Annotated in this window: 21 protein-coding genes, 2 tRNA genes and 1 riboswitch; of the genes, 19 read left to right on the top strand and 4 right to left on the bottom strand. The window is 71.3% G+C overall.

The window, feature by feature from the left end; genetic code table 11:
• Nucleotides 1–16 precede the first annotated feature (16 nt).
• On the top strand, nucleotides 17–778 hold the full coding sequence (locus D0T12_RS23070; RefSeq protein WP_158581600.1) for a class I SAM-dependent methyltransferase: 762 nt from the start codon (nucleotides 17–19) through the stop codon (nucleotides 776–778).
• A 30-nt stretch (nucleotides 779–808) separates the two neighbouring features.
• Here D0T12_RS23070 and D0T12_RS23065 read toward each other — a convergent pair whose 3' ends face one another.
• Nucleotides 809–1,636, bottom strand: a complete 828-nt coding sequence (locus D0T12_RS23065) for an exodeoxyribonuclease III (protein WP_117401766.1) — start codon at nucleotides 1,634–1,636, stop codon at nucleotides 809–811.
• A gap of 280 nt (nucleotides 1,637–1,916) precedes the next feature.
• On the opposite strand from D0T12_RS23065, the gene D0T12_RS23060 reads away from it, so the two are divergent.
• Both D0T12_RS23060 and D0T12_RS23055 read left to right on the top strand, forming a co-directional pair.
• Entirely contained in the window at nucleotides 1,917–3,080 is a 1,164-nt protein-coding gene (locus D0T12_RS23060; RefSeq protein WP_117401765.1) for an FKBP-type peptidyl-prolyl cis-trans isomerase, read from the top strand.
• Between the two features lie 463 nt (nucleotides 3,081–3,543).
• On the top strand, nucleotides 3,544–5,775 hold the full coding sequence (locus tag D0T12_RS23055; protein WP_117401970.1) for a transglycosylase domain-containing protein: 2,232 nt from the start codon (nucleotides 3,544–3,546) through the stop codon (nucleotides 5,773–5,775).
• Between the two features lie 83 nt (nucleotides 5,776–5,858).
• Here D0T12_RS23055 and D0T12_RS23050 read toward each other — a convergent pair whose 3' ends face one another.
• The gene (locus D0T12_RS23050; protein ID WP_147339603.1) at nucleotides 5,859–6,236 is read right to left on the bottom strand and encodes a hypothetical protein; all 378 of its coding nucleotides are present in this window, start codon (nucleotides 6,234–6,236) and stop codon (nucleotides 5,859–5,861) included.
• A 50-nt stretch (nucleotides 6,237–6,286) separates the two neighbouring features.
• A riboswitch (SAM riboswitch) is annotated at nucleotides 6,287–6,404 on the top strand.
• Nucleotides 6,405–6,445: 41 nt separating this feature from the next.
• Here D0T12_RS23050 and D0T12_RS23045 point away from each other — a divergent pair.
• The 4 genes from D0T12_RS23045 (at nucleotide 6,446) to D0T12_RS23030 (ending at nucleotide 12,538) form a co-directional block, all read left to right on the top strand.
• A complete protein-coding gene (locus D0T12_RS23045; protein ID WP_117401763.1) occupies nucleotides 6,446–7,753 on the top strand; it encodes an aminotransferase class V-fold PLP-dependent enzyme in 1,308 nt (435 codons plus the stop codon).
• A 72-nt stretch (nucleotides 7,754–7,825) separates the two neighbouring features.
• On the top strand, nucleotides 7,826–11,035 hold the full coding sequence (locus D0T12_RS37070; protein WP_117401762.1) for an SseB family protein: 3,210 nt from the start codon (nucleotides 7,826–7,828) through the stop codon (nucleotides 11,033–11,035).
• The gene (locus D0T12_RS23035) at nucleotides 11,032–11,400 is read left to right on the top strand and encodes a hypothetical protein (protein WP_117401761.1); all 369 of its coding nucleotides are present in this window, start codon (nucleotides 11,032–11,034) and stop codon (nucleotides 11,398–11,400) included. Before D0T12_RS37070 ends, D0T12_RS23035 begins: the two co-directional genes overlap by 4 nt.
• Nucleotides 11,401–11,512: 112 nt before the next feature.
• Nucleotides 11,513–12,538: a hypothetical protein gene (locus tag D0T12_RS23030; protein ID WP_117401760.1), complete on the top strand. Its 1,026-nt coding sequence runs from the start codon at nucleotides 11,513–11,515 to the stop codon at nucleotides 12,536–12,538.
• 10 nt (nucleotides 12,539–12,548) lie between these two features.
• Here D0T12_RS23030 and D0T12_RS23025 read toward each other — a convergent pair whose 3' ends face one another.
• Nucleotides 12,549–13,361 carry a TrmH family RNA methyltransferase gene (locus tag D0T12_RS23025; protein WP_117401759.1) on the bottom strand — a complete coding sequence of 271 codons (813 nt, stop codon included), beginning with the start codon at nucleotides 13,359–13,361 and terminating at the stop codon, nucleotides 12,549–12,551.
• 202 nt (nucleotides 13,362–13,563) lie between these two features.
• Between D0T12_RS23025 and D0T12_RS23020 the strand changes: the two genes are divergently transcribed.
• From D0T12_RS23020 to D0T12_RS23005, 4 genes are all read left to right on the top strand, one after another.
• On the top strand, nucleotides 13,564–15,873 hold the full coding sequence (locus D0T12_RS23020; protein ID WP_117401758.1) for a substrate-binding and VWA domain-containing protein: 2,310 nt from the start codon (nucleotides 13,564–13,566) through the stop codon (nucleotides 15,871–15,873).
• Between the two features lie 285 nt (nucleotides 15,874–16,158).
• On the top strand, nucleotides 16,159–17,649 hold the full coding sequence (locus D0T12_RS23015) for an RNA polymerase sigma factor (RefSeq protein WP_147339602.1): 1,491 nt from the start codon (nucleotides 16,159–16,161) through the stop codon (nucleotides 17,647–17,649).
• 223 nt (nucleotides 17,650–17,872) lie between these two features.
• Entirely contained in the window at nucleotides 17,873–19,345 is a 1,473-nt protein-coding gene (locus tag D0T12_RS23010) for an RNA polymerase sigma factor (RefSeq protein ID WP_117401756.1), read from the top strand.
• 488 nt (nucleotides 19,346–19,833) lie between these two features.
• The gene (locus D0T12_RS23005) at nucleotides 19,834–20,529 is read left to right on the top strand and encodes a hypothetical protein (protein ID WP_199487635.1); all 696 of its coding nucleotides are present in this window, start codon (nucleotides 19,834–19,836) and stop codon (nucleotides 20,527–20,529) included.
• Here the strand turns inward: D0T12_RS23005 and pdxR are convergent.
• A complete protein-coding gene (gene pdxR, locus D0T12_RS23000) occupies nucleotides 20,478–21,896 on the bottom strand; it encodes a MocR-like pyridoxine biosynthesis transcription factor PdxR (RefSeq protein WP_407642104.1) in 1,419 nt (472 codons plus the stop codon). The genes D0T12_RS23005 and pdxR overlap by 52 nt on opposite strands.
• Before the next feature lie 69 nt (nucleotides 21,897–21,965).
• Here pdxR and D0T12_RS22995 point away from each other — a divergent pair, with 69 nt between their 5' ends.
• The 8 genes from D0T12_RS22995 (at nucleotide 21,966) to D0T12_RS22955 (ending at nucleotide 26,745) form a co-directional block, all read left to right on the top strand.
• Nucleotides 21,966–22,616 carry a pyridoxamine 5'-phosphate oxidase family protein gene (locus D0T12_RS22995; RefSeq protein ID WP_117401755.1) on the top strand — a complete coding sequence of 217 codons (651 nt, stop codon included), beginning with the start codon at nucleotides 21,966–21,968 and terminating at the stop codon, nucleotides 22,614–22,616.
• A gap of 52 nt (nucleotides 22,617–22,668) precedes the next feature.
• A complete protein-coding gene (gene orn, locus D0T12_RS22990; protein ID WP_117401754.1) occupies nucleotides 22,669–23,265 on the top strand; it encodes an oligoribonuclease in 597 nt (198 codons plus the stop codon).
• A gap of 56 nt (nucleotides 23,266–23,321) precedes the next feature.
• Nucleotides 23,322–23,394 (top strand) — tRNA-His (locus D0T12_RS22985).
• 114 nt (nucleotides 23,395–23,508) lie between these two features.
• The gene (locus D0T12_RS22980) at nucleotides 23,509–24,078 is read left to right on the top strand and encodes a response regulator transcription factor (RefSeq protein ID WP_117401753.1); all 570 of its coding nucleotides are present in this window, start codon (nucleotides 23,509–23,511) and stop codon (nucleotides 24,076–24,078) included.
• Nucleotides 24,079–24,149: 71 nt separating this feature from the next.
• Nucleotides 24,150–24,222 (top strand) — tRNA-Lys (locus tag D0T12_RS22975).
• 748 nt (nucleotides 24,223–24,970) lie between these two features.
• Nucleotides 24,971–25,348, top strand: coding sequence for a hypothetical protein (locus D0T12_RS22965; RefSeq protein ID WP_117401752.1), 378 nt, complete (start codon nucleotides 24,971–24,973; stop codon nucleotides 25,346–25,348).
• A gap of 528 nt (nucleotides 25,349–25,876) precedes the next feature.
• Nucleotides 25,877–26,074 (top strand): sigma factor-like helix-turn-helix DNA-binding protein, encoded by a 198-nt coding sequence (locus tag D0T12_RS22960; RefSeq protein ID WP_117401751.1) that lies wholly within the window; start codon nucleotides 25,877–25,879, stop codon nucleotides 26,072–26,074.
• Nucleotides 26,071–26,745, top strand: a complete 675-nt coding sequence (locus tag D0T12_RS22955) for an anti-sigma factor family protein (protein WP_117401750.1) — start codon at nucleotides 26,071–26,073, stop codon at nucleotides 26,743–26,745. Before D0T12_RS22960 ends, D0T12_RS22955 begins: the two co-directional genes overlap by 4 nt.
• Nucleotides 26,746–26,900: the final 155 nt, after the last annotated feature.

Genomic DNA, 26,900 nt, shown 5'->3' with positions numbered 1-26,900 from the left:
GAGAATGGGGAGCCGGGTGGAGGACACTGCGGAGGTCATCGCGAGTCGGACGCTGGAGAGATGGGAGGCCAACGCGGACTACTGGGTCAAGGTCATCAGGGAGGGCCGCGACCGGTACCGGACCGAACTGACCGACGCCGCCGTCCTCGACGCCATCGGCCCCTGCGCGGGCCTGCGCGTCCTCGACGCGGGCTGCGGCGAGGGCTACCTGTCCCGGCGACTCGCCGGTGACGGCGCCGACGTCGATGGCGTCGACGCCTGCCAGAGCTTGATCGACGCCGCGAACGCGTACCCGTCCCCGCCCGGGGCGGCGCGGTTCGTCTGCGCCAGCGTCGATGATCTGCCGTTCGAGGACGACGTCTACGACCTGATCGTTTGCAACCATCTGTTCAGCCACCTGCCGGACCCGACGCACGCGCTCCGCGAGTTCGCCCGGGTGCTGAAGAGCGGCGGGCGACTGATCCTGCTGACCTTGCATCCCTGCTTCTATGTGCACCACTCCGAGCGGGGCGCGCGGGACAGCGTCCCGGCGACGCAGTACTTCGGGGCGCGCGGGATCGACCAGCGATTCCTTGTGGACGGGCTGGAGTCCCCGTCCATGATCACTTCTTGGCTTCGGCCGCTGGAGTTCTACGCTGGAACGCTCCGAGACGCGGGTTTCGTCATCGCGGACCTCCGCGAACCGCACCCCACCGAGGAGCAGCTCCGCGACGACCCGTGGTGGCGCCAGGGCTTCCCCACGGCGATCTTCATCCTGCTCACCGCGGAGCTCCGCTAGGCGAGCGCCGGGTCTGAGCGGGCACGGAGTCTAAGCGGGGTCGAGGTCGACGACGACGGGGGCGTGGTCGGACGGGCCCTTGCCCTTGCGTGCCTCCCGGTCGACGTACGCGGACCGGACGCGACCGGCGACGTCCTCGCTCGCGTAGAACAGGTCGATGCGCATGCCCATGTTCTTGTGGAACGCGCCGGCGCGGTAGTCCCAGTAGGTAAAGGGGTGAGGGCCCTTCATGGGGGTCGGCACCACGTCGTGGAGGCCTACCGCCCGTAGGTCGGCGAGCGCCTGGCGTTCGGGCGGGGTGACGTGGGTCGAGTGGGCGAACACGGCCGGGTCCCAGACGTCGTCGTCGGTGGGGGCGACGTTGTAGTCGCCGCACGCCACCAGCGGCGCGCCGGAGGCCAGCTCGGTCGCGAGGGCCTCGCGGAGCGCCGCGAACCATTCGAGCTTGTAGACGTAGTGGGCTGAGTCGGGCGTGCGGCCGTTCGGCGCGTACAGCGACCACACCCGGACACCGCCGCACGTGGCGCCGATCGCGCGGGCCTCCGGGGTCAGCACGACGGGCTCGGTCAGTTCGAGTTGGGGCTCCTCGGCGGCGCCCTCGTAGACGGGCTCGCCAGGGAAGCCGGTGGAGACGTCCTCGACGCCGACCCTGGACAGGATCGCCACGCCGTTCCACCGGCCGTCACCGCGCACGGCGGTGGTGTAGCCGAGTTCCTCGACCTCGGCGGCCGGGAACTGGTCCGCCCGGCACTTGGTCTCCTGGAGGCAGACGACATCGGGCTCGTGCTCGTCCAGCCAGGTGAGAAGGCGCGGTAGCCGGGCCTTGACGGAATTGACGTTCCAGGTCGCGAGGCGCATCCTCCAAGCCTGCCACCACGGGCTGACGAGAGGACGTGATCGCGGCCCCGGACGGCGGTATCCTGGCGGCCCCCCGCCGTCCGGCGCACGGCCCTCGCAGGGCCGGGTGACCGGTAGATTGCGGGTCGGCTCCGTCCCGGTCACACGGCGCCACGCACGGCCGCGTGACCGATAGATTGCGGGTCGGCCGTTTTTGCGTGGTTTTCACGCTGCGCTTAGACCCGCCCTGGAAGGGTGGTCCCGTTCGTGATGTCGTCGAACCCGGAGCGAGTGAGGAAACATGTCCGAGGATGACAAGCCCGGGGGCAAACCGGCGATCAAAGCGAAAGCCAAGATCCCGAACGCCAAGAACATTCGCAGCCCCGAGTTCACCCCGCACGGCATCAGCGCCGGGCGCGGCAGCGGCCTGAATCGGCGGTCCACGCCGTCCGCGCTGACCGCGAAGAAGGCCCGCCAACGGCGGATGATGATGATCGCGGGCGCGGTGGCCGTCGCGGTGGCGATCGCGGGCGTGATCGTGTGGTGGGCGAACCGGCCCGGTCCCAAGATCGAGGTGACCGGGAAGTTCGGGTCCGAGCCCAAGGTCAAGATCCCCACCGATCTCGCTCCCGCGGGTGGACGCAAGGTGACGGTCCCGATCAGGGGCACCGGCCAGAAGATCGCGAACGGTGACACGCTGTTCGCCCAGTACACCTTCTACCAGTGGTCGAAGGACAAGGACGTCGAGGACCGCTCGAAGAAGAGCAAGAACAAGCAGATCGGCTCGTCCTACCAGCAGGAGGCACAGGGGCAGCCGACGCGGCCGCTCGTCGTCGGCAAGAGCGGCATCAAGGGCTTCGACCAGGGCATGGTCGGCCAGACCAGCGGCAGCCGGGTCGTGTTGCAGATCCCGCCGAAGGAGGGCTTCGGCAAGGAGGCCGAACAGCTCGGCCTCGCCCAGACCGACTGGGTCGTGTTCGTCGTGGACATCCAGGCCGTCGTCCCCAAGAACACGTCCCCGCAGGGCGCCAAGAAGCCCCTCAACGACAAGAAGCTGCCGAAGGTCGAGGACCAGGGCGCCGGGAAGGCCCCCAAGGTCACGATCCCGAAGGACGAGGACGCGCCGGACAAGCTCCAGGTCAAGACCCTCGTCGAGGGCACCGGCCCGGCGCTCGCCAAGGGCGACGAGGCGGTCGTCCACTACCAGGGCAAGATCTGGAAGACCGGCAAGGAGTTCGACTCCAGCTGGGCGGGCGAGGCGCCGTCCAAGTTCGCGGTCGGCACCGGCGCGACCGTCCCCGGCTTCGACAAGGGCCTCACCGGCGCGAAGATCGGGAGCAGGCTGCTGCTGATCCTGCCGCCCAAGGAGGGCTACGGCGAGAAGGGCAACCCCCAGGCGGGCATCAAGGGCGACGACACCCTCGTGTTCGTCATCGACGTCATCGACAAGATCAAGAAGAAGTGAGGCGGGCGCGGCAGGGCCGCGCCATCCCTCGCTGGACCGGCCGAGCGGCGGGAACCCGGACGGGTTCCCGCCGCTCGGCGTTTCGAAAAGTCCGTGGTGCGACGTCCGTCACGACAACCGGAGTGGCGTATTGCCCGTCCTCCTAAAGGGAAGCCTCGGGACTGTGCATTGGGCGGCCCGTCCCACCTACCCCCTCAGGTATGGTCGGTAACGCATTCATCACGGGGGGCTTGTGAGCAACGGCAGGAAGGATCCGGACGGCGCGGATCACACCGGTCCGCAGGAGGCGGACCTGCGGAAAGACGAGGACGCGCCGTCGGGCGGCGGGGACGGCGGGACGACCGTCACGCTGACGGAACAATCGGAAGAATCCACGCAAGACGCGGAATTCGCTCGCGGGGACGACAGATCTCGGAACGACGACAAGGGTTCCACCGAAGCCGCGAAGGGCGATACTCGAAGCATGCGCGCCGTCGGGTCCGAGCGAGAAGAGCCACCGCCCGGCCGCCGCGACGGTGGACGCGACGGTGCACGCGGTGCCGGCGGGCGCGGCGGCAAGGGTCCGCGCAAGCCCCGGAGCCGGAGGTCGCGGTACCTGCGGCGGGCGCTGTTCCTACTCCTCGGGTTCATCGGGTTCCTCATCGCCGCGTTCGGCATCGCCTACCTGCTCACGCCGGTGCCGTCGCCGCAGGAGCAGGCGATCGCGCAGGGCCCGACGTTCTACTACTCCGACGGGAAGACGCAGATCGCCAAGACGGGCGTCAACCGGGACGCGGTCAAGCTCGACCGGATTCCCGAGAGCACCCGCGACGCGGTGATCGCGGCGGAGAACCGCAGCTTCTACGGCGACCCCGGGGTGTCGGTCGCCGGGACGACCCGGGCCTTCTGGTCCACGGTGACGGGACGCCAACTCCAGGGCGGGTCGACGATCACGCAGCAGATGGTCCGTAACTACTACGGCGGCATCGGCAAGGAGGTGTCGGTCACCCGCAAGCTCAAAGAGATCATGGTGTCGTTGAAGGTCGGGCGGGAGAAGTCCAAGGACTGGATCCTGGAGCAGTACCTCAACACCATCTACTTCGGCCGCGACGCCTACGGGGTGCAGGCCGCCGCCAAGGCCTACTACGGCAAGGACGTCTCGAAGCTGACCCCCGCGGAGGGCGCCTACCTCGCCGCCGCGATCCAGCAGCCCAGCAAGTTCTCCGACCCCACCGGCGCGCAGCGCCCCTCCGCCGAGCAGCGCTGGCGCTCCGTGCTGAACAACATGGTCAGGGACGGGTCCCTGACGTCCGCCGAGGCGGCGTCGATGACGTTCCCGGCGCCTCGCAAACAGCACATCACCGACATCCTCAAGGGCCAGAAGGGCTACATGGTCAACGTGGCCAAGAAGGAGCTCATCGAGCGCCGTGGCTACAGCGAGGACGAACTGAACCGCAGCGGTCTGAAGATCACCACGACGTTCGACAAGCGGTTGATGGACGCGCTGCGCCGCTCGGTGAACCAGAACGCCCCCGACGGGATGAGCGAGAAGATCCGGACGGGCGCCGTGTCGGTCGACCCGTCCACCGGGCAGGTCCTGGCGTTCTACGGCGGCCGCGGCTATCTGGAGGAGGCGCTGAGCAGCTCCTTCGGCGACTGGGCGCAGGCCGGGTCCGGGTTCAAGCCGATCGCGCTGGCCGCCGCGCTGGAGGACGGCAAGACCCTCAACTCCGTCTACGACGGCAGCTCCCCGCAGTACTTCAACGGCAAGCCGCTGAAGAACAACGCCGGTGAGAGCTTCGGGATGGTGAACCTCGTCACCGCCACCCAGCGTTCCGTCAACACCGCGTACGTGAACCTCGGCCAGGACATCGGCAACGAGAAGATCGTCAAGATGGCCGAGAAGATGGGCATCCCGCGGTCGCAGATGAAACCCGAGCAGCGCGCCGCCGCCTCGCTCCCGCTCGGCATCGTGTCGCTGCACCCCGTCCAGCAGGCGGGCGTGTACGCGACGTTCGCGTCCGAGGGCGTCTACCGGCAACCGTTCGTGGTGAAGGCCGTCACCGACGACGAGAACCACAAGCGCACCTTCGCCGAGGAGGGCGAACGGGCCCTCGACGAGCAGAACGCACGCGACGCGACGTACGCGATGCAGCAGGTCGTCCGCGCCGGGACGGGAACCGGCGCGCAACTGCCGGACGGCCGGGACGTCGCGGGCAAGACCGGCACGACCGACGAGGGCCGCGCGATCTGGTTCAACGGCTTCATCCCGCAGATGGCGACGTCGGTCGCGATGTTCCGCAGCGACGGCAAGCCGCTGAACATCCCCGGCTACGGCGCGTACGGCGGTCAGCTCCCCGCGCAGATCTGGCGGACGTACATGAGCGACGCCGTGAACATCAAGGGGTACGAGCGGGAGTCGTTCGGGTCACCGTCGACGCGGCCGGGCGGCGGCTGGGGCGAGCCCACGGACGGTCTCGAACCCGACGAGCAGGAGTCCCCGGACACCGACGAGCCGTCCGAACCGTCGCCGTCCGGCCCCGACGAGCCGGACTTCCCGACGCCGCCGACGGACCTGCCGACCATCCTGCCGCCCGACCCCGGCGGAGGTGACGGAGGTGGAGGCGACCCCGGCGGCGGAGACGGCGGAGACGGCGGCGATCCCGGTGGAGGCGGCGGAGACCCCGGCGGAACCGTTCCCGGCGTCCCCGGCTGACCGCGACCGCACTTACCCACCGTCACCCGCCCGTCACCCGAGAGGGTCTCCCCGGCCGTCGTCCGAGAGGGCCGGGGAGGCGCTCAGCAGGCCTTGCCGATCCGGGCGGGGGCTTCCCGCATGACGGCGTCGAGTTGCGCCACGTCGCCGGTGCCGACGGCCGGGGCGGCGGCGCGAAGTTGGCCGGCCTCGGTCGTGAGCGCCTTCTTCAACTCGTCGTCGCCCGCCTCCTTCGCCAGCGCGTCGAGCCGTCCGGCTAGCTGCTCCGTCGCCTGCCGCCACCGCGCGGGCTCGGCCGCCGGGACGCTCTTCACCTGGGTCATGTACTGCTGGAACGCCTTCTTGGTGTCGGTGCAGACCTGGGCGGAATCGCCGCCCAGCGCGCCGCAGCCGCCGAGCAGACCGGACGCGCCGAGCGCCACCGCGCCTCCGGCCAACGCCCGTACCACACCGTGTCCCATCCGTTCCTCCCGCTTGATCCCCGTCCGGCCCCGCATATAATTCCGCACTAGGTCATGAGCGTCAGCGTCAAGCCCCGGCTCGCTGGCCGGCAACCCTTCGTCCGCGACGGGGTGCCCCGGGAGAAGACCTGGCCGGACGTCGCTCCCGCGTTCCGGCAAGCGCGGATCCCGGCGGATGCTCCGGGGTCCCTGACCCGGAAGGTGCTGGTATGCGCACGTCGCCCACCCGTCTCGTTCCCCCCGCCCGCTCTCACGTCCCGACGGCTCTGACGCGCGCCGAGGGGGTCCCGGTTCGCGGCCTTCCCCGCGTCGTCGGCGCCGACGTCCCGGTGCCGATCCGGGGCGGCGGGCACGTCCCGTACGCCAACCTCGACCACGCGGCCAGCGCCCCCTGCCTGGAGGCGGTGCACGAGGCGGTCACCCGCGCGCTGCCGTATTACAGCAGTGTGCACCGTGGGACGGGCCGCCTGTCGCGGGTCACCACCGACGCGTACGAGGCGGCGCGGGAGACCGTGCGCGCGTTCGTCGGCGCGTGGCGCCGCTCCGCCGTCGTGTTCACCCGCAACACCACCGACTCGATGAACCTGCTCGCGCACGCGGCGCCCACCGGGACGAGCGTCGTCGTCTTCGAGACCGAGCACCACGCGAGCCTGCTGCCATGGAAGCGGGCCGTGCGGCTGCCCGCGCCCGCCACCCCCGCCGAGGCCGTGTCCGCCGCCGACCGGGCGCTGCGCGAGTCCCCCATCGGGCCGCGGCTGCTCGTCGTCACCGCCGCGTCCAACGTCACCGGGGAACTGTGGCCCATCGGGGAACTGGCGCACGTCGCCCGCCGGAACGGCGCACGCATCGCGGTGGACGCGGCTCAGCTCGTCCCGCACCGTCCCCTCGACATGACGGCCCTCGACCTCGACTACGTCGCGTTCTCCGGACACAAGCTGTACGCGCCGTTCGGCGCCGGCGTCCTCGCCGGACGCGCCGACTGGCTCCGCGCCGCCGACCCGTACCTGAAGGGGGGCGGTGCCAGCGCGTCCGTCGGGCGGACGACCCGGTGGGCGGCGGCCCCCGAACCCAGGCACGAGGCCGGCACCCCGAACGTGCTCGGCGTCATCGCGCTCGCGGCCGCCTGCGAGACCCTGTCGGAACGCTGGGACGCGATGATCGCCCACGAGGAGGCGCTGGTGACGCGCCTCCGGTCGGGCCTCGCGACGCTCGCGCCCGTCCACGAACTGTCCCTCTGGGGCGAGGGCGCGCCCCGCGTCGGAATCGTGTCGTTCACCGTGGACGGGTGGAACGCACGGGACGTGGCGCTTACGCTGTCCGAGGAGTACGGCATCGGCGTCCGGGACGGAAGGTTCTGCGCCCATCCCTTCGTCCGGCATCTTCTGGGCGGGGACGACGCGGTCCAGGACACCGCCGTCCGCGCCGGACTCGGCCTCGGGACGAGCGAGGAGCACGTCGACCGCCTCCTCACCGCCCTCGCCGAGCTGACCTGCACCGTCACCCGCGCCGCCGGATGACGATGCCCGACGGCCCGGTTCGCCCCTGTAGCGTAGGCAGTCGCGCGGGGACGAGCATGGAGGAATCAGGGGGTGGCGACCGTGGCCGACGCGTGGCGACCCACATCGGAACTGGAACGGCGGCTTCAGGAGACCGTCCAGGCCGGTGACCAGGAGAGTTACTTCCGGCTCCTGGCGGACAGCGAACTTCTCGTCCCCGTCCCCCCGGACCAGGTGGACGGCGTGCTCGCCAACCGGGCGCAGCCGTCGTGGCCGACCCAGGAGGAGGACGGCCGGGTCCACGTTCTCGTCTACACGTCGGCGTCGGCGATGCGGGCCTGCCTCGGCCCGTCCTACCAGCATTTCGTGACGATCGCGTTCGGGGACATCGCGCAGACGTGGCCCGACGACCGCTGGTGGCTCGCCGTCGACGCGCCCGCGCGTGGTGTCGGCGCGGCCCTGCCCATCGAGTCGCGGCTGCCGTCGTGGTTCGTCCGCCAGGTGGCGGGCGGGGACGGCCGCCCGCCGCAGGTCGGCCGCGCGGCCGCGCCCTGGGAGGAACTCCGCGACCAGCATCGCGAGCTGCCGCGCGACACCCCCGCCGAAGCGCCCGTCGAGGGGGCCGTCGAGGGGGCCGCCGTGGCCTCCCCGGCCGAGACACGGGTGGAGGCGCCCGCCGGAACGCCTCCGGAAGCGCCGCGCGAGACGTCGCGGGAGGAGTTCCAACCCGCCAACGAGGTGGAGCGCGAGCTGCTGCGCGCCGCGGCCAACAACGACCACGACCTGTTCCTGCAGACTCTCGCCGCGACGGACGTGCTGCTGCCCGTCCCGGACGACACCGACTACACGATGCGTCCGGGCCGTCCCGGATTCCCCTGGCAGACGCGCGAGGTCGACGGGGCCATCGTCGTGCCCGTCTTCACCTCGCCCGAACGCCTCATCGAGGCCGCCCGGGCCGCCGGGACCGGCACCGAGTACATCAAGCTGCCGTTCACCGTGGCGTTGCGCTACTGGCCGAACCACGACTGGCTGCTCGCCATCAACTCCGGTTCCCCCGCCGGTGGGACGATCCTCGCCCAGCAGCTTCCCGGGCTAGCCACCTGGGCCGACCAGCGCGCCGCGCAGCGCATGACGGAGAACTTCGACCCGCAGAACGACATCGAGCAGCGGCTCTTCGACGCCGCCCGGCGCCGCGACACCGACACCTTCTTCGCCATCCTCCTCGGCGCGCAGGTCCTCGTCCCCGCCGAGGCCGAGACGCCGTGGGGCATCGACCCGGGCGACCCCGGGTTCCCGTGGCGGCCCGTGCCCGTCCACGGCCGGACGTCCATCCAGATCTTCACGTCCCTGAAGTGGATGAACGAGGCCATCGGCTCGTCCCGTTTCGTCATGCCGAGCCTCGCCGACCTGGTCGCCGCCTGGCCGGACACCGGCTGGACGCTCGTCCTCAACCCGGGCACCCCCATCGACGCGACGATGCCTGGCGACCAGGTCCGTTCCCTGCGCGGCCCGGAGACCGCGGCGACTCCCCCGTCGGCGTCCACACCGCCACCGCCGGACACCCCGGACGTCCCCGTGGCACCCGCCGTCCCGGCCGAGCCGACCGCCCCCGCCGCACAGGCCGCCGCCACAGAGCCGACCGCCCCGGCTGAGCCGACCACCCCCACCCAGCCGACCGTCCCCACTGAGCCGACCTCCCCCGCAGAACCGGCCGCCGCTACGGAACCGGCTGTCCCGACTGAGCCGACCGTCGCCGCGCGGCCGTCCTTCCCCGGCGACCCGACCGCGCCTGCGGAACCGGCCGCCCCCGCCCAGCCGACTGTCCCGCCTGAGCCGACCGTCGCCGCCCAGCGGTCCGTCCCCGGCGAACCGACCGCCGCCGCCCCATCGGCCGTCCCCGCTGAGCCGACCACCCCTGCAGAACCGGCAGCCGCCACCGAGCCGGCCGTCCCGACTGAGCCGACCGTCCCCGCCGGGTCGGCCGTTCCCGGCGAACCGACCGTTCCCGCGTCGTCGTCCGTCCCGGTCGCGTCCGGTGGGTCCGAGGCGGTGGACGGGACGGCGCCGGAGACACCGGACGCGTCCGCCCGGGTACGCGGCAGGCACGCCGCGGAACCGACCGAGGTCCAGGAGCACGGACCACCGGAGCCGAGTGGTCCGGGCGGCCCCCCGGCGGATGTCGAGGAGGCGACGGGGGAACGGCGGCTGCGGGCCGTGCCGGAACCCGAGCCCGCGTTCGAGCCCGGGAACCGGATCGACCAGGAGCTGTACGAGGCGGCGTCCGACGGCGACTCCGACGCGTTCCTGCGGGTCCTGCTGAACGCGAACGTGCTGGTGCCGATCCCGGACGAGGCGCCGCTGGAGGTGATGCCGGTCCAGCGGGAGTTCCGGTGGGACGCGGCGCTGCGCGGCGAGTCGGACGTGCGGGTGTTCACGTCGCTGGTGCGGCTCCGTGAGGTGATGCCGGAGTCCCGGTTCGTGTACGCCGACTTCCGTGAGCTGATCGGCGCCTGGCCCCGGGACGAGTGGACGATGCTGCTCAACCCGGGAACGCGCATCGGCGCGTCGCTGCGGGGCGACCAGGTGCGGGTGCTGGGCGAATGGGCGGCGCGGGTCGGGCTCGTCCCGGCGCGCCCGGAGGTTCCGCCGCCGCCCCCGCGACCCGAGCAGACGGCGGAGCTTCCCGAACCGCAGGCGGCGGAGCCTCACGAGCCGGAGGCGGCGGACCGGCGCGAACCCGTGCCGCGGACGCCGCCGCTCGACCCCGACGACCGTGCCGCGTCACCGGCCGTCATGCAGAAGGTCGTGCCGCACGCGCATGTCACCTGGTACCTGGAACAGGGATACGACCGGGTGGGCGGTTTCGTGCACTCGACGGGCGACGTGTCGGACCTTCAGACGCCCGTCCAGTTGTACGAGGCGCTGGGGCTGCTGTACGAGGGTTCGTCGTTCTCGCCCGCCGACGAGGGCGTCTATGTGATCCGGTGGCCCGCCTACTGCCCGAGCCTCTACCGGATCCCGTTCGGCGGACGGGACGAGGAGGAGATGGCCGCCTGGGGCGACGCCGGATGGGTGATCGAGCGGGCACCGTTCCAGGGCGGCGGTTTCGCGCCGGGCAGCGCCGGATCCATCCGCGAGTACAAGGTGGACAGTGTCCGGTTGCCGTTCGGTGCGGAGATGTACTACATCGGTGCTGACCGGTCCGAGCGGTTCGTCGCCATGTACGACCCCGACCGGCTCGCCTGGCTCAGGCCCGACGCGAACGCCGAGGCCTGGGACGGACGGACGGAGGCGGCCCAGTGATCCGGGACGGGTACGTCGCACGGTGGCTCGGCCGCGACTTCGAGGCCGCACCCGGCGCGGACGGCGAGATCAGGCTGTACGCGCCCGAGCCGACGGACGGGTTCGAGGAGCTGCGCCCGGGGCGGTTCCGCCGCGTCGTTCCCTCCTCCGAGGTGGAGGACCTTCGCTACGTTCGAACCACGTGCCGCTGGCGCGGTGAACATTTCATCGTTGTCGGGGAGCATGAAAGCTGGTTGCGCGTTGAATACACGGGCGGACGCGCTCCGGTCGCGGAGAATCTCGGCCTCGACCGCATCGACCAGGGAATCTGGCAGGCGTGGGCCCCCAGAACAGAAGTTGAGGACATTCGGGAAGAGTTGACATGATTTCGGATGGGGTTGATTTGGTCCTCGCATCCGTGGTCGCATGTGTCCCGAGGCGATCCCTCACAGTAGCGACACGTGCGCTCCCAGGCGACGCAACGGAGGTGCTACGGCAGTGATCTGCCGATCAGCGGCCATACCCGCCATCATCGGGCTCGGCGCCGCGGCCGTGGTGGCCGCCGGAGGCGCGACCGCCCTCGCCGGCCCACCCACCCCGACCGCCACCGCGAGCGGTGTCGGGGACACAGCCCCGAAGATCTCGGTCATCGCGAAGAATTCCACCGTCACGATGGGCGCTTCCGCCGTCATCCTCACCACGGCCGAGGTCGGCGACGAGACGTCCAAACCGCTTAAACCGCTCAAGGTCACCAAGGTCCACCTGACGGTGGAGCCCAACAAGGGCGCTCCCGAGGTCACGGAGGGCTGTCCCGTCGTTTCGGACGCCTGCGTCCTCGTCGACGACAAGGGCAACGCCAAGCAGGTCAGGTCCGTCGTCAAGCTCGGCAGGACCGTCAACGAGGACGTCACGCTGTCGGTCATCGTCACCGTCGAGGCCACCGTGGACGAGAAGCCGGTGACCCTTGAGGCCAAGCCCGCCACCGTGAAGTTCGACTACACGCCGCCGTCGTCCCCACCACCCAAGACACCCTCGGACCCCAAGGATCCCAAGGGCCCGAAGGACAAGACCACCCCGCCGAAACCGTCGCCGACCAAGTCCAAGTCGAAGGCCTCCACCACGTCGGCCGGGAGCGGAGGCTCCGGCTCCGGGCGCAGCGGCTCGTCCGGAACCGGAACGACGGGCGGGGTCATTCCGCCCGCGCCGAACGCGTCCTTCGACCCGCGGAACCCGCAGGTGGCGCTGCCACCGATCGCGCCGCCCGGCGCGCCGAACCCTTCGGTGGCGCCGGGCACGTCCATGACGCCGCAGAGCCGGTTGCAGGGCAACAAGGCGCCCGTCGCGCAGGACCTCACGTTCGAGCGGATGGCGAGCACGCAGGTCGCGTGGCTCGCGGCGCTGCTGGTGGCGTTCTCACTGCTGCTGACCCAGCTCCGGCTCGGACGGCGGCGGCTGCCCGCCGAGGCTCCGAAGCGGCCCAAGGGCACGCACCGCCGTCCCCGCCACGGCATGTTCGGCGAGTGAGCCGACAGGTTCAGCGCGTGAGGCTGTAGCAGGCGATCGCGGCGGCGGCCACGACGTTGAGGGAGTCGACGCCGCGGCTCAGGGCGTCCTCGCTCATCGGGATCCGCACGCGGTGGTCGGCCTCGTGCAGCCAGCGGGACGACAGCCCGTCCCCCTCCGAGCCGAGCAGCAGCGCGCGCCGGTCGGCCGTCTTCACGTCGTCGATGGGCTCGGCGTCGGGCGCCGGGGTGAGCGCGAGAAGCTGGAAGCCGCGTTCGCGGAGCGTCGACAGCCCGTCGCGCCAGTCGGTCATCCGGGCGTACGGGAGCGCGAACACCGCGCCCATGGACACCTTGACCGACCGGCGGTACAGCGGGTCGGCGCAGCGGGGCGCCAGGACGGCGGCGTCCACGCCTAGGGCGGCGGCGCACCGGAAGATGGCTCCGATGTTGGTGTGGTCGACGATGTCCTCGCAGACGATGACGCGGCGCGCGCCGGTGAGGACGGCGTCCACGGTCGGTAGCGGGAGGCGTTCGAGGGACGCCAGCGCGCCCCGGTGCACCCGGAACCCGGTGATCGACTCCATGGCCGTGTCGTCGGTGACGTAGACGGGGGCGTCCAGGCCCTCCAGGACGTCGGCGAGCGGTTCGAACCAGCGGCGCGTCATGAGCAGCGAGCGGACGGGGTGACCGGCGGCGACCGCGCGGCGGATCACCTTCTCGCCCTCGGCGAGGAACAGGCCGTGCTCGGCCTCCAGGCTCTTGCGCAGGTTCACGTCGCGGAGCCGGACATAGTCGGCGAGGCGCGGATCGGCGGGGTCGGAGACGGTCACCAGGCGGGCCATATCCCCAAGTCTCCCGCAGAATGCGGCCGGTTTCGGACGCGGAGTCCTTGATCCAATTCGCGGCAGGTCAGGGATGCCGGGAGTGTCCCGCCTTACGCTGATGACCTGCGTCATTATCACTTTTGAGTTCTTTGTAACCTCTAGTTCGTACTACTACAGTGCCGTCAAACATCGACGGGTTTCGGGTGAATCGAGGCAGGGCATGAGCGGACCTCATCGCGATGACTTCCCCGAGGGGGCGGACGAGCGCGGCCATGATCCGTCCCGGCCCGTCTTCGGCCCCGCCAACGACGGGTCCGCCGACTGGTTCGGAACCCGGGACGGCGGGAGCGTTCCTTCGGGGAGCCCGTCCGGCCCGTCGGGCGAGACGCCGGAGTGGTTCACGCCGAGACAGTCGGGCGAGCGGCCCGTGTACGGCTCCGGCGGGTTCGGCGGCACCCCCACGACCGGTCCCGGCGAAGCCGATGGAGACCAGCCCGGCACGTATCGGCCCGGTGCCTATCAGCCCGACACGTCTCGGGCCGGTGAGTACCGGGCCGGTGTATACGAGGTCGATGGGTACAGGTTGAGAAGCGGCAGTGCGTACGGCGGGGAGCGGTCCGCCGCGAGTCGGCAGGGACCGTCCTCCTCCGAGAGTTCCTCGTCGCTCCCCGGGGGCGGATACAGCGCGTACGACTCCCTGGGGAGTTCCGGCGGCAGCGGCGGCGGCCGAGGTCAGGGCGGTGGTGGCGGGGGCGGTTCCGGGGGCGGGACGGGCGGTTACGAGTACGGGCGCCGCAGGCCCAGGCGGAGCGCGTCCGCGCTGATCGGGCCGATGGCCGGGGCGGTCGGCCTGGCGGTGCTTCTCGGCGTCGGCGTGTACGCGTTCGCGGAGAGCGGCAGCGCCTGCACGGGCGACAACACGATGAGCCTGACGGTCGCGGCGGCACCGGACATCGCGCCGGTCGTGGAGAAGGCCGCCGAACGCTTCAACAACGGCAGGCACAACGTCGACGGCAAGTGCGTCACGGCCACCGTGAAGAAGGTCGAGCCGTCGGCGGTGTCGACGCTGCTGTCGGGACAGGGCGTCGCGAACCCGTCCAACGAACGCCCGGACGTGTGGATCCCCGACTCCTCGCTGTGGCTCTCGCTGGCTCGGTCGAGCGACGGAAGCGGCGACAAGGGCGGCGTCACCGCCACGGGGACGTCGGTCGCGCTCAGCCCAGTGGTCGTCGGGCTGCCGCGGACGCTCGCGGCGGGGCTGAGACAGCGTGGCATCACCGCCGCGCCGACCTGGGAGAGCCTGCTCCAGGCGGCGGGCGCCGACGCGGGCGGCGCGGTGACCAAGAACCAGGTCATTCCCGCGGGAACCGTCCGGTTGGTCATGCCCGATCCGACGAAGAACGCGGCGGGCATGGGCGCGTTGATGATCACTAGTACGTTGCTGGCCAACGATCCGAACCGGAACTCGATTTTCACCGGAATCGTCCGCACCGTCCGAGAAAGCACCGTCCCCACGGTGGACGCGGAGTTCACGCAATTCCGCAAGGGGCGCGGCGGGAAACAGCCGATCACGCTGTCGTCCGAGCAGGCGCTGTGGAAGTACAACCAGACCGGGCCGGAGGAGCCCGCGGTCGCGCTGTATCCGCTTGAGGGCACGCTGCCGCTGGACTACCCGTTCACCGTCACCAGCGAGGACGCCGGTAAGCGGGAGGGCGCCCGCCTGCTGGAGAAGGCGATGACGACCGAGGCCACCCGCGGCGACGTCCGGCAGCAGGGGTTCCGGACCACGGACGGCAGGGCGCCGACCGGCTTCACGGACAGGTCCGGCGTCGACCCGGCCCCGCCGCGGCGGCTGCCCCCGCCGAAGGACCCGGACGTGGCGAGGATCATGCAGGCGTGGTCGAAGCTGACGCTCGGGCTGCGGATCCTCTCACTGATCGACGTGTCCGGCTCGATGGCCGAACAGGTCGCGCCGAACGTGAACCGGTTGCAGGCCATCGCGCAGGTCTCCCAGGGCGGGCTGAGCATGATGTCGAACGACACCGAGGTCGGTCAGTGGCTCTTCTCCACGAACATGAACGGCGAGACGCCGTACAAGGAAGTGGTGCCGATGGGGCCGCTCAGTGACCGCGTCGGGTCGACCACGCGGCGCGGGCTCGTCCTGTCCACGCTCAACCAGATGCGGCCGAAGCCGAACGGCGACACCGGCCTCTACCGGACGATGCTGGCCGCGTACAAGATGATGAACGAGACGTACAAGCCCGAGTTCGGCAACTCCATCCTGCTGTTGACGGACGGGAAGAACGACGATCCCGGCGGCCCGTCGCTGCCCGCGACGTTGAAGCAGCTCCGGGACATGCAGGACCCGAACAAGCCGATCCAGGTCAACATGATCGGATTCGGCGGTGGCGTGGACCGCGACGAACTCGACCAGATCGCGCGGGCCACGAACGGCAGCGTCCAGGTCGCGATGACGCCCGGCGAGATCAAGAAGATCTTCCTCCAGATGCTGTCGCGCCGCATCCAGTGATCATGTGGTCGCGCCAGGTAGTTCCGGATTTTTCCCGCGATCGGTGTCAACCGGGCGCGGGTGTCGATCGTCAATTCATATGGAGGCCCGACGGGGAGCGGGGCCGTCGGGCCTCCGACCGCCTTCCCTCCTGGCCCGTCACGGGGAGAGTGAGCCGCCGGACGAGGTTCGGCTCACCGGCCGCCGGCTGGAGCCCTGGCCGGGAGGCGCGTCGCTCCCCATCGAATCTTCAAGCCCGTCCCTGATGCGGACGAGGATTCTGAACTCAGCCCGCGGGAGGACCGTGTGTCCGGTTGGCCCAATCTAGATCGAGCCGACGACGAGCGCTTGGCGCGGTCGCTGGCCGCAGGTGATCCAAGCGCCCTCATCCAGGTCATGGACCGCTACGCGGCACGCCTGTACGACTACAGTCACGCGCTGCTGCGCGACCAGGAACAGGCGGCGGGCGCGCTGCACGACGCGCTCATCGCCGCCTACGCGCACGTGTCGCTCCTGCGTGAGCCGGACCGGTTCCGCGGCTGGCTGTACGCGCTCGTCCGCAACGAGTGCATGCGGCGGCTGCGCGACCCGAACCGTCCCGCCGAACGCCGCGAGGCCCCCGAGGTCGAGGACGGCTTCTTGGACGAGGCTGAGCAGGGGCAGCGGCGGGAGACCCGCCAGTTCGTCCACGGCGCCCTGTCGAGCCTGCGCGGACGCGAACGCGAGGCCCTGGACCTCATGCTGCGGCACGGCCTGGACGTCGTGGAGATCGGCGGCGTCCTCGGCATCAGCGCGGAGGCGGCCACGGACCTGACCGGGGAGGCCCGCGTCCGCCTCGACGAGGCGCTCGCCGCCGCCTCCATCGCCCGCGACGGACGCGACTGCCCCAGCGTCGCCGCGCTCGCCGACGACGGCGGATGGCCGATGCCGCCGCAGACGGTCCGCAAGCTCGTCCACCACATGGAGACGTGCCCGACCTGCATCGCGCGGCGCGACCGCACGCTGTCGGCGCCGCGGCTCCTTCAGGTGCTGCCCGTCGCGATGATGCCGACCGACCTGCGCGGCCGGGCCATGGCCACCGCGACGGACCCGGCGCTCGCCGGCGACCTGGCCGCGATCGCGCGGCGGGCCGAACCGTTCGACGCCTGGGGCTGGCCCGTCGCCGTCGACATGGTCGCCGCGGCGCCCTCGTCCGGGCGCGGCGGCCCCCGCGCGCTGTGGCCGATCCTCGCCGCCGTCGCCGCCATCGTCGTGGTCGTGGCGAGCGCGTACTACGTCATGTCCGACTCGCCCCAGAGCAGCCACAGCGCGCACGGCGCGCCGAGCGGGCCGGTCGTGTCACCGCCCGACTCGAGCCTGCCGACCGAGAGCGAGGAGCCGTCGGAGTCGCCGACGCCCACGGAGAGCGACACCCCGACGCCCACGCCCACCTCCGCGACCCCGACCCCGACACGCACCCGCCGCACGCCCACGCCGACACCGACGCGCACCAGGCCCAGGAACGGAACGCTGGTGGTGGGCAGCCCCAGTTGCGGCGTCCTCGGTCCCGGTGACAGCTGCTCGATCCCGGTGAGCGCGTCCGGCGGGACGGTGCGCTGGTCGGCATCGGCCGGGGCTCCGCTGAGTGTCACAGGCGGCGGCGGGCGCATCCCGAGCGGCGAGTCGAGGTCTGCGAGCGTCAGCCTCACGTGCGGCCAGCCGGGCTCAGGTTCCGCGACCGTCACCTTCTCGCCCGGCGGCGCGACCCGCGCCATCAACTGGCAGTGCCCCGAGAACCCCGAACCCGGCAACGGATGAGGCCACAGTGACTGCTGTGGCGCATATCACATAGTTGGCCGGAATTGGCCGTTTACTAGGCGGGACGGCCACGGGCTGTACCGTCATCGTCACAAAAATCCCCGTCTGGGGGAGATATCTCAGTCACTTGGTGGCAAGATCAGGCAACCACGAGTGAGCCGACGGATGTCGGCGCTTACGGGGGCTCGATCAACGACGCCGAAATTTCGACTGGGAGGGTTCCGTGGCCGGTGCGCCAGGACCCGGGCGGGACGACGACCTCAGGCTCGCGGACTCGCTACGAGCCGGGGACGTCATCGCGCTGACCGAGGTCTACGACACGTACGCCCCGTTCCTCTACGACTACTGCCATGGTCTGCTCCGCGACCGGGTCGAGGCCGCCGGGGCGCTGCGCAACGTCGTCATCGCCGCCCGCGAGCACATCGACCGGCTCACCGAACCGGACCGGCTCCGCGGCTGGCTGTACGCGGTCGCCCGCAAGGAGTGCATGCGCCGCCGCGACAGCCCGAACCGGCACACCGGGCAGGAGGCGCCGGAGGCCGACGACGACCTGACCGACGAGCAGCTCGCCCGCCGCGAGGAGCGGCGGCTGCTCGCGCACAGCGCGCTCGCCGCGCTGAACGGGCGGCAGCGCGAGGCGATCGACCTGTCCGTGCGGCACGAGTTGGACGAGGTGGACCTGGCCGGCGTCTTCGGCATGCCGCTGGAGGAGACGCTCGCGCTGGTGGAACGTGCCCGCGAGGACCTCGCCGAGGCGCTGCACGCGGCCCTCATCGCGCAGAACCACTGGAAGGCCTGCCCCAGCGTCTCGGCGCTGACCGAGGCGTGGCCGCTGTCCCCGCAGGCGTCGACGTCGCTGGTCCGGCATGTCGCGAGCTGCCCGGTGTGCGGTGAGCGCGAGACGCCGCCGCTGCCGGCCGACCGGCTGCTGTCCGTCCTGCCGATCGCGGCGATCCCCGCGGACCTGAGGCTGGACGTGCTGACCGCCGCGACCGCCGAGGACCGGGCCGGGAACCGTCGCGCCATCGCGGCTTGGACCGAGCCGTTCGACGAGTACGGCTGGCCACTCCCCTACGAGCCGTCGCCCGGGCGCGCCCGCGAGCGGGAGCCACGGCGGCGCGGCCCGCTCGTCGGCGCCGTCGCCGTGGCCATCGGGGCCGCGGCCCTGTTCGTCGGCGCGATGTCGTGGCTCGGCGGCGACGGCGGCACGAACGCCGCGGCGACCGGGCCGGGCGCGCCCGGCAGCCGCGCGCCGAGTTCGGGCGGTGCCGAGCCGACGCCGACCGACCCGTCCCCCACGGTCGGTTCGCCGTCACCGACCAAGTCCCCGTCGAAGTCGCCGTCGAAGTCGCCGTCCAAGACCCCGTCGAAGACGCCGACCACCAAGGCCCCGCCGCCGCCCCCGGACACCGACACCCCGCGGCCACCGAGGCCCGGCGATCTATCGGTGCAGGGGTGCGACATGCGGGGCAGGGACTTCTGCCTGATCAGGATCACGGCGGTCGGCGGCCCCGTGAGCTGGCGGGTGACCGGTACGTCCGGGCCCGTCCAGGCGGGCGGTGCCGGGCACCTCGGCGCGGGAGAGACCCGCGGCGTGCCGGTGTCGCGCGACGAGCCGACCATCTGCCTGGGCGGCCAGACCGGATACGTGAGCTTCTCGTCCGGCGATTCGGCGTCGGCGTCCTACTTCTGCTGAGCCTTCCGCCGAGCCCCGGAGGCCCGGCTCGGCGGAGGTGCGACGCCGAGCGGAGGGAGCGCTCGCCGAGGGTCACCCTTCGCAGGTGACGGGCGTGACGCGGTGCGTCCGCCGCCACGCGCCACGTCCCGCGTCGGCCACTTCCGGCCGACTTGCGGGCAGGTTCCCCCTGACCTTCAGTTTTGCCGTTGACCTGCGACAATGTGGTGACGACCGGGTCGAGCCGGGCGATTCCGCGAGAATCTCTCAGGAAAAGGGGGAGACCAGGTGGATTTGAGAGACGCCCGGGGTACGCATCTGCGACGACACCCGAGCAGAGTGGTCTCTACCCGGCGCGGAGGTCGATAGCCGTCATAACCGGCCCACGGCGGCGAGCTGGACTCCTGAGGTCCCGCCGGGTCATCGACGAGGACTAGACCATTCGGGGCTAGACCGCCCGATTGGGGGGACGCACCGTGGCAGACGCATGGCTGCCAGGAGCCGGCCGCATGCCGGCACGACAGGACGGCGGAGCGCTCAGAGGGGGTGCTCCACGGGCCGTGTGGTGCGTCGGCGAGCACGACCCACGCGCGGTCTCCGCCCGCTCGGCGGCCGCCGATCTGCTCAAGGAGGATCGGCCGTCGCATCTGGTCTGGCATCCCGGTACCGGCGACATCGTCCAGCTCGTGCCCGCCACGCGGGCCGCCCGGCTGCTCGGCGCACCCGTCGACCGCGAGGGCCGGATCTGTGTGCAGATCATGGTGATCGGCCAGTGCCGGGTCCCGTTCACCGGGGCGCCGCTCTGCGGCCTCGACGCGATCGTCCAGTGGCTGGACGCCTGGGGAGTCGCGCGCCGCTGGCCCGCCGGACCGCCGCTGCCGTCCCCGCAGTCCTACCACGCGAGCCGCGGCCGGAAGGACTGGGCGCGCGGCGGGCATTATGGAGCGTCCCAGGTGCCGCTCGTCGACCGTCCCGATCCGGGCGCCATCGACATCCGCCGCATCACCGGCCCCGACACCCCCGTCGCCCCGATCCCGAAGCCCCGCCCGCGCCTGCCGGACACCGCGGCCACGACGCGCCGCCTCCCCCGGCCCACGCGCACACCGGAACCCGTCTGTCCGCCGCAGGGTGACTCGCCGCCCACCGCACGCCGTCAGCCGACCTCGGAGCCCGTACCCGTCGGCCCGCCCGCCATGTCCAACTGACCGCGTTCCACGAGTTCGCGGACGACCTCGCAGCCCTTGCGCAGCTCCGCCAGATCGGCGGCCGTCCCGTACCCGATGACCAGGCCGGACGCCCGCCACGGCCCCCTGGGGTGATGTTCCAGGGTCTCCACCAGCACACCCCGTTCCACCGCCGCGCCGACGACCCACCCGGCCACCGCCGCCGGAACCTCCACGACGAGATGCAACCCGGCCGTGTCACCGCGCACGGGCAACCCCCGCAACGCGTCGACCACCACGTTCCGCCGCCGCGCGTACTCCCCGCGCATCCGGCGGACATGCCGGTCCAGATCGCCGCGTTCCAGCAGGAGCCTCAGCGCGTCCTGCGGGACGACGGCCGTCCGGTCGTTCAGCTCCTCGCGGCGCAGCGCGATGTCGGCGACCAGGTCGGGACGGCCCACCAGCCAGCCGACCCCCATGTCCGCGGTCAGGATCTTCGACGTCGTGCCGAGGTAGACGACGACGTCCGGGTCCAGGCCGTACAGCGCGGGCAGCGGCGCCACGTCGTACCGGAACTCGCCGTCGTAGTCGTCCTCGGCGACGATCGCCCCCGTGCGCCTCGCCCACGCCAGCAGGGCCCGGCGGCGCGGGACGGGCAGCACGCCTCCCATCGGGAACTGGTGCGACGGCGTCGTGTAGACGAGCCGCAGATCGTCCGGGAGGCCGTCGACGACGAGGCCGTGCTCGTCGACCGGGCACGGCACCAGCTCCGCGCCCCGTCCCGCCAGGACGGCTCGCGCCCGCAGGTAGCCGGGCTCCTCCACCCCGACCCGGTCACCGGCGCGCAGGACGGTCGCGGCGAGCAGATCCAGCCCGTTCGTCGCGCCCCTCGTCACCAGCAGCCCGTCCACGGGACACGGCACGCCGCGGCTGCGCCTGATGTAGCCGGCCAGCGCGACCCGCAGACCCGGCAGGCCGTGCGGGTCCTGGCGCTGCTGCGGCGGCATGCCGGACGCGAGCCGCCACGCCCGCCGCCACGCCGGGCTGTCCAGCGCCCCCACCCAGGCCAGCCCCGACCTCAGGTCGATCTCCCCGGGGATCGCCGCCCGCCGGGCCGTCCTCGTCGGCGGCGGCCGCTCCGGCGCCCGGGAGGCGGCGACGCCGTCGGTCACGTACGTCCCCGAGCCGTGCCGTCCTTCCAGCCAGCCCTCCGCGTACAGCTGCTCGTACGCGGCCGTCACGACCGTCCGGCTCACCCCGAGCACCCCGGCCAGCGCCCTGCTCGCCGGAAGCCGCTCCCCCGCCGCCAGCCGCCCCTCGCCCATCGCCACGCGCAACTGGCCGACCAGCTGCGCGCTCATCGGCTCGTCCGCGCCCCGGTCGACGGAGAGCGGCAGGTCGATCGACAAAGTGGTCTCCCGTTGTACGGCATGAGTGGCCCTACCGACCAGGCCACTTTCTTTCTAGCGTAAACGGTCATGAAGGCACTCTCCTCGACCGCCCGGACCAGGCTCGGCAGGCTCCCCGGACGGTCCACCGGCGACCGCTCCGTCCTCTACGACATCCTCGACGACGGCATGATCTGCCACCTCGGCGTCATCGTCGACGGCACCCCGCGGGTCATCCCCACCGGCTACGGGCGCCTGGACGACACCCTCTACGTCCACGGGTCCAGCGGGGCGAGCAGCCTGCGGGCCGGGCCGTCCGACGACATCTGCGTCACCGTCACCCACCTCGACGGCCTCGTCGTCGCCCGGTCCCTGTTCCACCACTCCGTCAACTACCGCAGCGCGGTGATCTACGGCAGGCCCCGCCTCGTGGACGACGAGGACGAGAAGACGGCCGGTCTCCGCGCCATCACCGAGAACCTGACCCCCGGCCAATGGGACATCGCCCGCCTGCCCACCCGGAAGGAAATGGCGGCGGTCACCGTACTCGCCCTTTCCCTGGACGAGGCGTCCGTCAAAATCCGCCGGGGCGGGCCCAAGGACGACGACGACGATTACGCGCTCGACGTGTGGGCCGGGGTACTGCCCGTCCAGCAGACCTTCGGCGCCCCCGTCCCCGATCCCGCGCTGCGTCCCGGCATCCCCGTACCCGGGCACATCACCCGCCGCGTGACCAGTTAATTCGTTCCAAATCGGTGACCCACGGGGCCGTTCATGGCCGTAGGGTGAACCCATGAACGAGCGCCTCTGCTGGATCGACTGTGAGATGACGGGCCTCGACCTGCGCCGGGACGCGCTCATCGAGATAGCCGCGCTGGTCACCGACAGTGAGCTCAACATCCTCGACGAGGGCGTCGACGTCGTCATCAAGCCCCCGCCGGAGGCGCTCGCCCAGATGACGCAGGTCGTCCGGGACATGCACACCACCTCCGGCCTCCTGGAGGCGCTGCCCGCCGGCGTCACCCTCGCCGAGGCGGAGGACACCGTCCTCACCTATATCAAGGGCCACATCAAAGAGGCCAACAAGGCGCCCCTGTGCGGCAACTCCATCGCCACCGACCGCTCGTTCCTCGCCCGCGACATGCCCTCCCTCGACGGCCACCTCCACTACCGCATGGTGGACGTCTCGTCCATCAAGGAACTGGCCCGCCGCTGGTATCCGCGCGTCTACTTCGCCAGCCCCGAGAAGAAGGGCGGCCACCGGGCCCTCGCCGACATCACCGAGAGCATCCAGGAACTGCGCTACTACCGCGCCGCCGTCTTCGTCCCGCAGCCCGGCCCCGACTCCGAGACCGCCCGCGCCATCGCCGCCAGGATCGCCTCCGGCTGACCCACCCCACAGAAACCGCTACACTACTGGGAGCCGGGTCCCGATTCCCGGCCACGGTGGGTGTAGCTCAGCTGGCAGAGCACTTGGTTGTGGTCCAAGATGTCGGGGGTTCAAGTCCCCTCACTCACCCTCATCGCAGGCCCCGGCCCACCAGGCCGGGGCCTTTCGCGTTCCGGCTCCATCGACTCAGAATGATCGGGCCGTTATGCTCCGTCCCTATAAAAGCCAACCCAGAGGCAACGGATGAGTGTCGACGAGACCGCCCCACTGCGCGTCCTCGTGGTGGACGGCGACCCCCAGGTTCGCGCTGACGTGACCGCGCTGCTCGACGCCGGCGACGAACTCCGCGTCGTCGCCGACACTCCCGACCCCACCGCGGCCCTCTCCCTCGCCGAGCGCCTGCGGCCCGACATCGTCCTGCTGGACGCGGCCGCCGCGGACCACACCGGCCCCCTCAGCCACACCGCCCGCGTCTTCGTCCTCGCCGCCCACGACCACCCCGCCGTCCAGGACGCCCTCCGCGCCGGCGCCTGCGGCCACCTCGTCCCCGGCTCCTTCACCGTCCCCGACCTCATCCGCAGCGTCCGCGACGCCTCCCGCACCTCCCTCGGCCTGTCCGCCCGCGAGTCCGAGGTCATGGACCTCATCGCCACCGGCCGCTCCAACGGCGAGATCGCCCGCCAGCTCTTCCTCAGCGAGAAGACCGTCAAGAACCACGTCAACCGCATCTACTCCAAGCTCGGCGTCAGCTCCCGCGCCACCGCCATCGCCCTCTGGCGCGGCATGGTCAGCGTCCTCCCCGCCCGCGACTAAACCGATTCGCACAGGTCCACGGCTCCTGATACTGTTCTTCCTGTCGCAGCGGGCCCCAGGCCCACCGACACGCGCCGTTAGCTCAATTGGCAGAGCAGCGGACTCTTAATCCGCGGGTTCGGGGTTCAAGTCCCTGACGGCGCACTCGCCCTCCTCTGTTCGCCGCCCCTTTTGGGGCGGCTTCCCGTTTTTGGGGTGTCTTTTGGGGGGACGACCCCCCAAACCCCCCGATCTGGGGTCTCCCCCAGGCCCCCTGGGGCCGCGGAACCGGGCAGCGGAACATGCTTTGTGGGTTATGACCCGTCGCAGTGGTGAGTGCTCGGTCTACCAGGCCGGATGTGCTCACGATCTTCCTGCGTGCACCGTCCGAGGACGGGTCGTGCAGCCGGATCGGTGGCAGTCCGGACTCAAAGGCCAGTCGCTCGAACTGATCGGTCACATGCGCCGGATGGAGCGCCGAGCCGTCCTCGCGGGTAAAGAAGCTGGAGTCGACCCACGCGTCTCCGCACGCCTCCGCTGCCGTGCCCCGTTGCTCGCGGTGAGACCTTGAGGACGGCGATGGTCGTCGATGGTGGCGTCGCTCACACGCACGGTCATCCGGTCGCCGCCACACCATGCGCACCGATTTGTCAACGGCCGTCCGAACACACGGACCTGGCGGCAGGAACCGTCGCGCGGCCACCACACGTACCACGACGGCCCGCCCGGTCACGCCAGACGCATGGCGCGACCCGGAACGTGCCAATTCTCGGCGACCGATTGACAAGCATTGCCGAGCACAAATTCCGCAAAAGAAATTGAACCCGATTGACCGGGGTCCTCGTGCTTCAGGGCACACGGAGGTCGCACTGAGACCGCGATCTTCGACTTTCCCAGAGACCAGGGAGAAGAAATGTCTGCAAGCAGCTTCCCGGCCCGCCGAATCGCCACCGCCGCCGCCCTCGCCGGCGCTGTCGGAGCCATCGGACTCGGCTTGGCCTCCCCGGCCAACGCCACCGCCGCCGCCAAGGTCACCGTCAAGGTCACGCAGAAGGGCAACTACACAGCGGCGATCTGTGTCGGCGACATCCTTGAGGCCCGGTGCGCGGACAACGTCCGCAAGGGCCAGACCAAAACGTTCACGGTGGCCCCGCCGAAGGGCACCGCGGTCAGCGTCAATGTGATCGTCAAGGGTGGCGGCTCGGCCGATAAGTCGGTGGTGAGCGACAAGTCCCAACTCAAGTTCGAGACGGCTGGCAGCAAGGCCAAGCCGGTCGTTAAACAGCTCTGATCCACCAAGGTCGAACACGACCGTTCTCCGGTCCCGCAACCTTCCCCGTGGTCGCGGGACCGGTTCTCCTGTACGCGGGTGATCTGGTGGCGCCTCAACCCACCCCCGCGAACCAGCGAACACGCCTTCACCGAGGTCGGCGCGGCCTCCGGACTCGGATCGGCGCCGCCGGGCTCGGTCGGCCCGGTCACCGCCCCGTCCTCTCTCGCCTACGGCCTGGCCGCCCCGCCTACATGGGCACCGAAGCCGCCGCCGCGCTCACCACGCACCTGACCAAGCTCACCGCCATGGCGCCGGCGAGCTGCTCACCACCAAGATCCTCCTCACCCAGATCAAAGACGATGCCGCGCCCTACGGCGGCGTTCGCCGGGGAAGCGATGTCATCGGCCCCTCACCTGGGCGCCCGCACCCTCCGGCACGCCCACCGAGAAATCACAGCGAATCCGAAACCCACATTTCCCGGGCGGTATCGTCACGAACGGTTCACACTGAATATCGGCGCGTCCGGCCAGGGAAAGGCAGTCGAGCATGGTCGTGATCGCGGAGGCCATCCGCACGCTGTCCGCGTCCCACCGCGAGGTCCTGAACGAGACGGTGTTAAGTAAGCGGACCGTGAACGAGGCCGCCGAGGTGCTCGGGCTTCCCGTCGAAACGATCAAGTCACGCGTCTACTACGCGCTCCGGGCACTGCGGGTCGCTTTGGAGGAGCGGGGTGTGGCGACGTGACCGCCGACGCCGAGCACACCGATGTCGGGGCCTACGCGCTGGGTCTGCTACAGCCCGACGACGCGAGGGCCTTCGAGGGCCACCTCGCCGGGTGCCGCCGCTGCTCCGACGACCTCACCGGCTTCGCCGCGATGGCGGACCTGCTGACCGGGCTCGGACCGGTCAAAGGCGATCCGCCGCCCGACCCGGAGGCCGGAGCCGTCGCCCTCCTGCGGCACCGCGCCCGGGCGCGCGGGCCCGTGCGGCGCACTCGCCTCCTGTTCGCCGCCGCCGCGGTGGTCCTCTTCACCGGCGGGGTCCTCGCCGGGGCGATCCGAGGCGGCGAGCCGATCCCCGCCGATCTGCGCGGCTGGGGCGAGATTCGGTCGGCCTCGGACGCGAAGTCCGGCCTGGAGGCCGTCGCGGCGGTGCAGGGCAAGGGCTGGGGGACGCATGTGGCGCTCGACCTCGGTAATCTGGAGGGCCCGCTCACCTGCCACCTCATCGCCGTCTCCACCAAAGGCGAGGAGAGCGTGGTGACCGGCTGGGCCGTTCCGGCGCAAGGCTACGGCGCGATCGACTCGCCCGACCACCTCCAGGTGCACGGCGGGATCGCCATCCCGCGCGGCGATCTGAAACGCCTCATCGTCCGGGCCGACGGCGCCGGAGATCTGCTCAGCATCCCCGTCTGACGGACGCGAGATGCCACAGCGGGCGGCGCGCAGGCACACCTCCGCACAGGCGCATCGGCGTTTTGTCACAGTCGAGTGACAACCGCATTTCAGGTCGCGCCCGGAATGGAGCGTGAAATCGGGCGTATCCGTGCCATGTGACGGATCCACCCGAC

The sequence above is a fragment of the Actinomadura spongiicola genome (assembly GCF_003432485.1).
Taxonomy (GTDB): Bacteria; Actinomycetota; Actinomycetes; order Streptosporangiales; family Streptosporangiaceae; genus Spirillospora; species Spirillospora spongiicola.
Note: the sequence above shows the minus strand (reverse complement) of the source record. Positions and strands in the feature narration are given on the sequence as shown.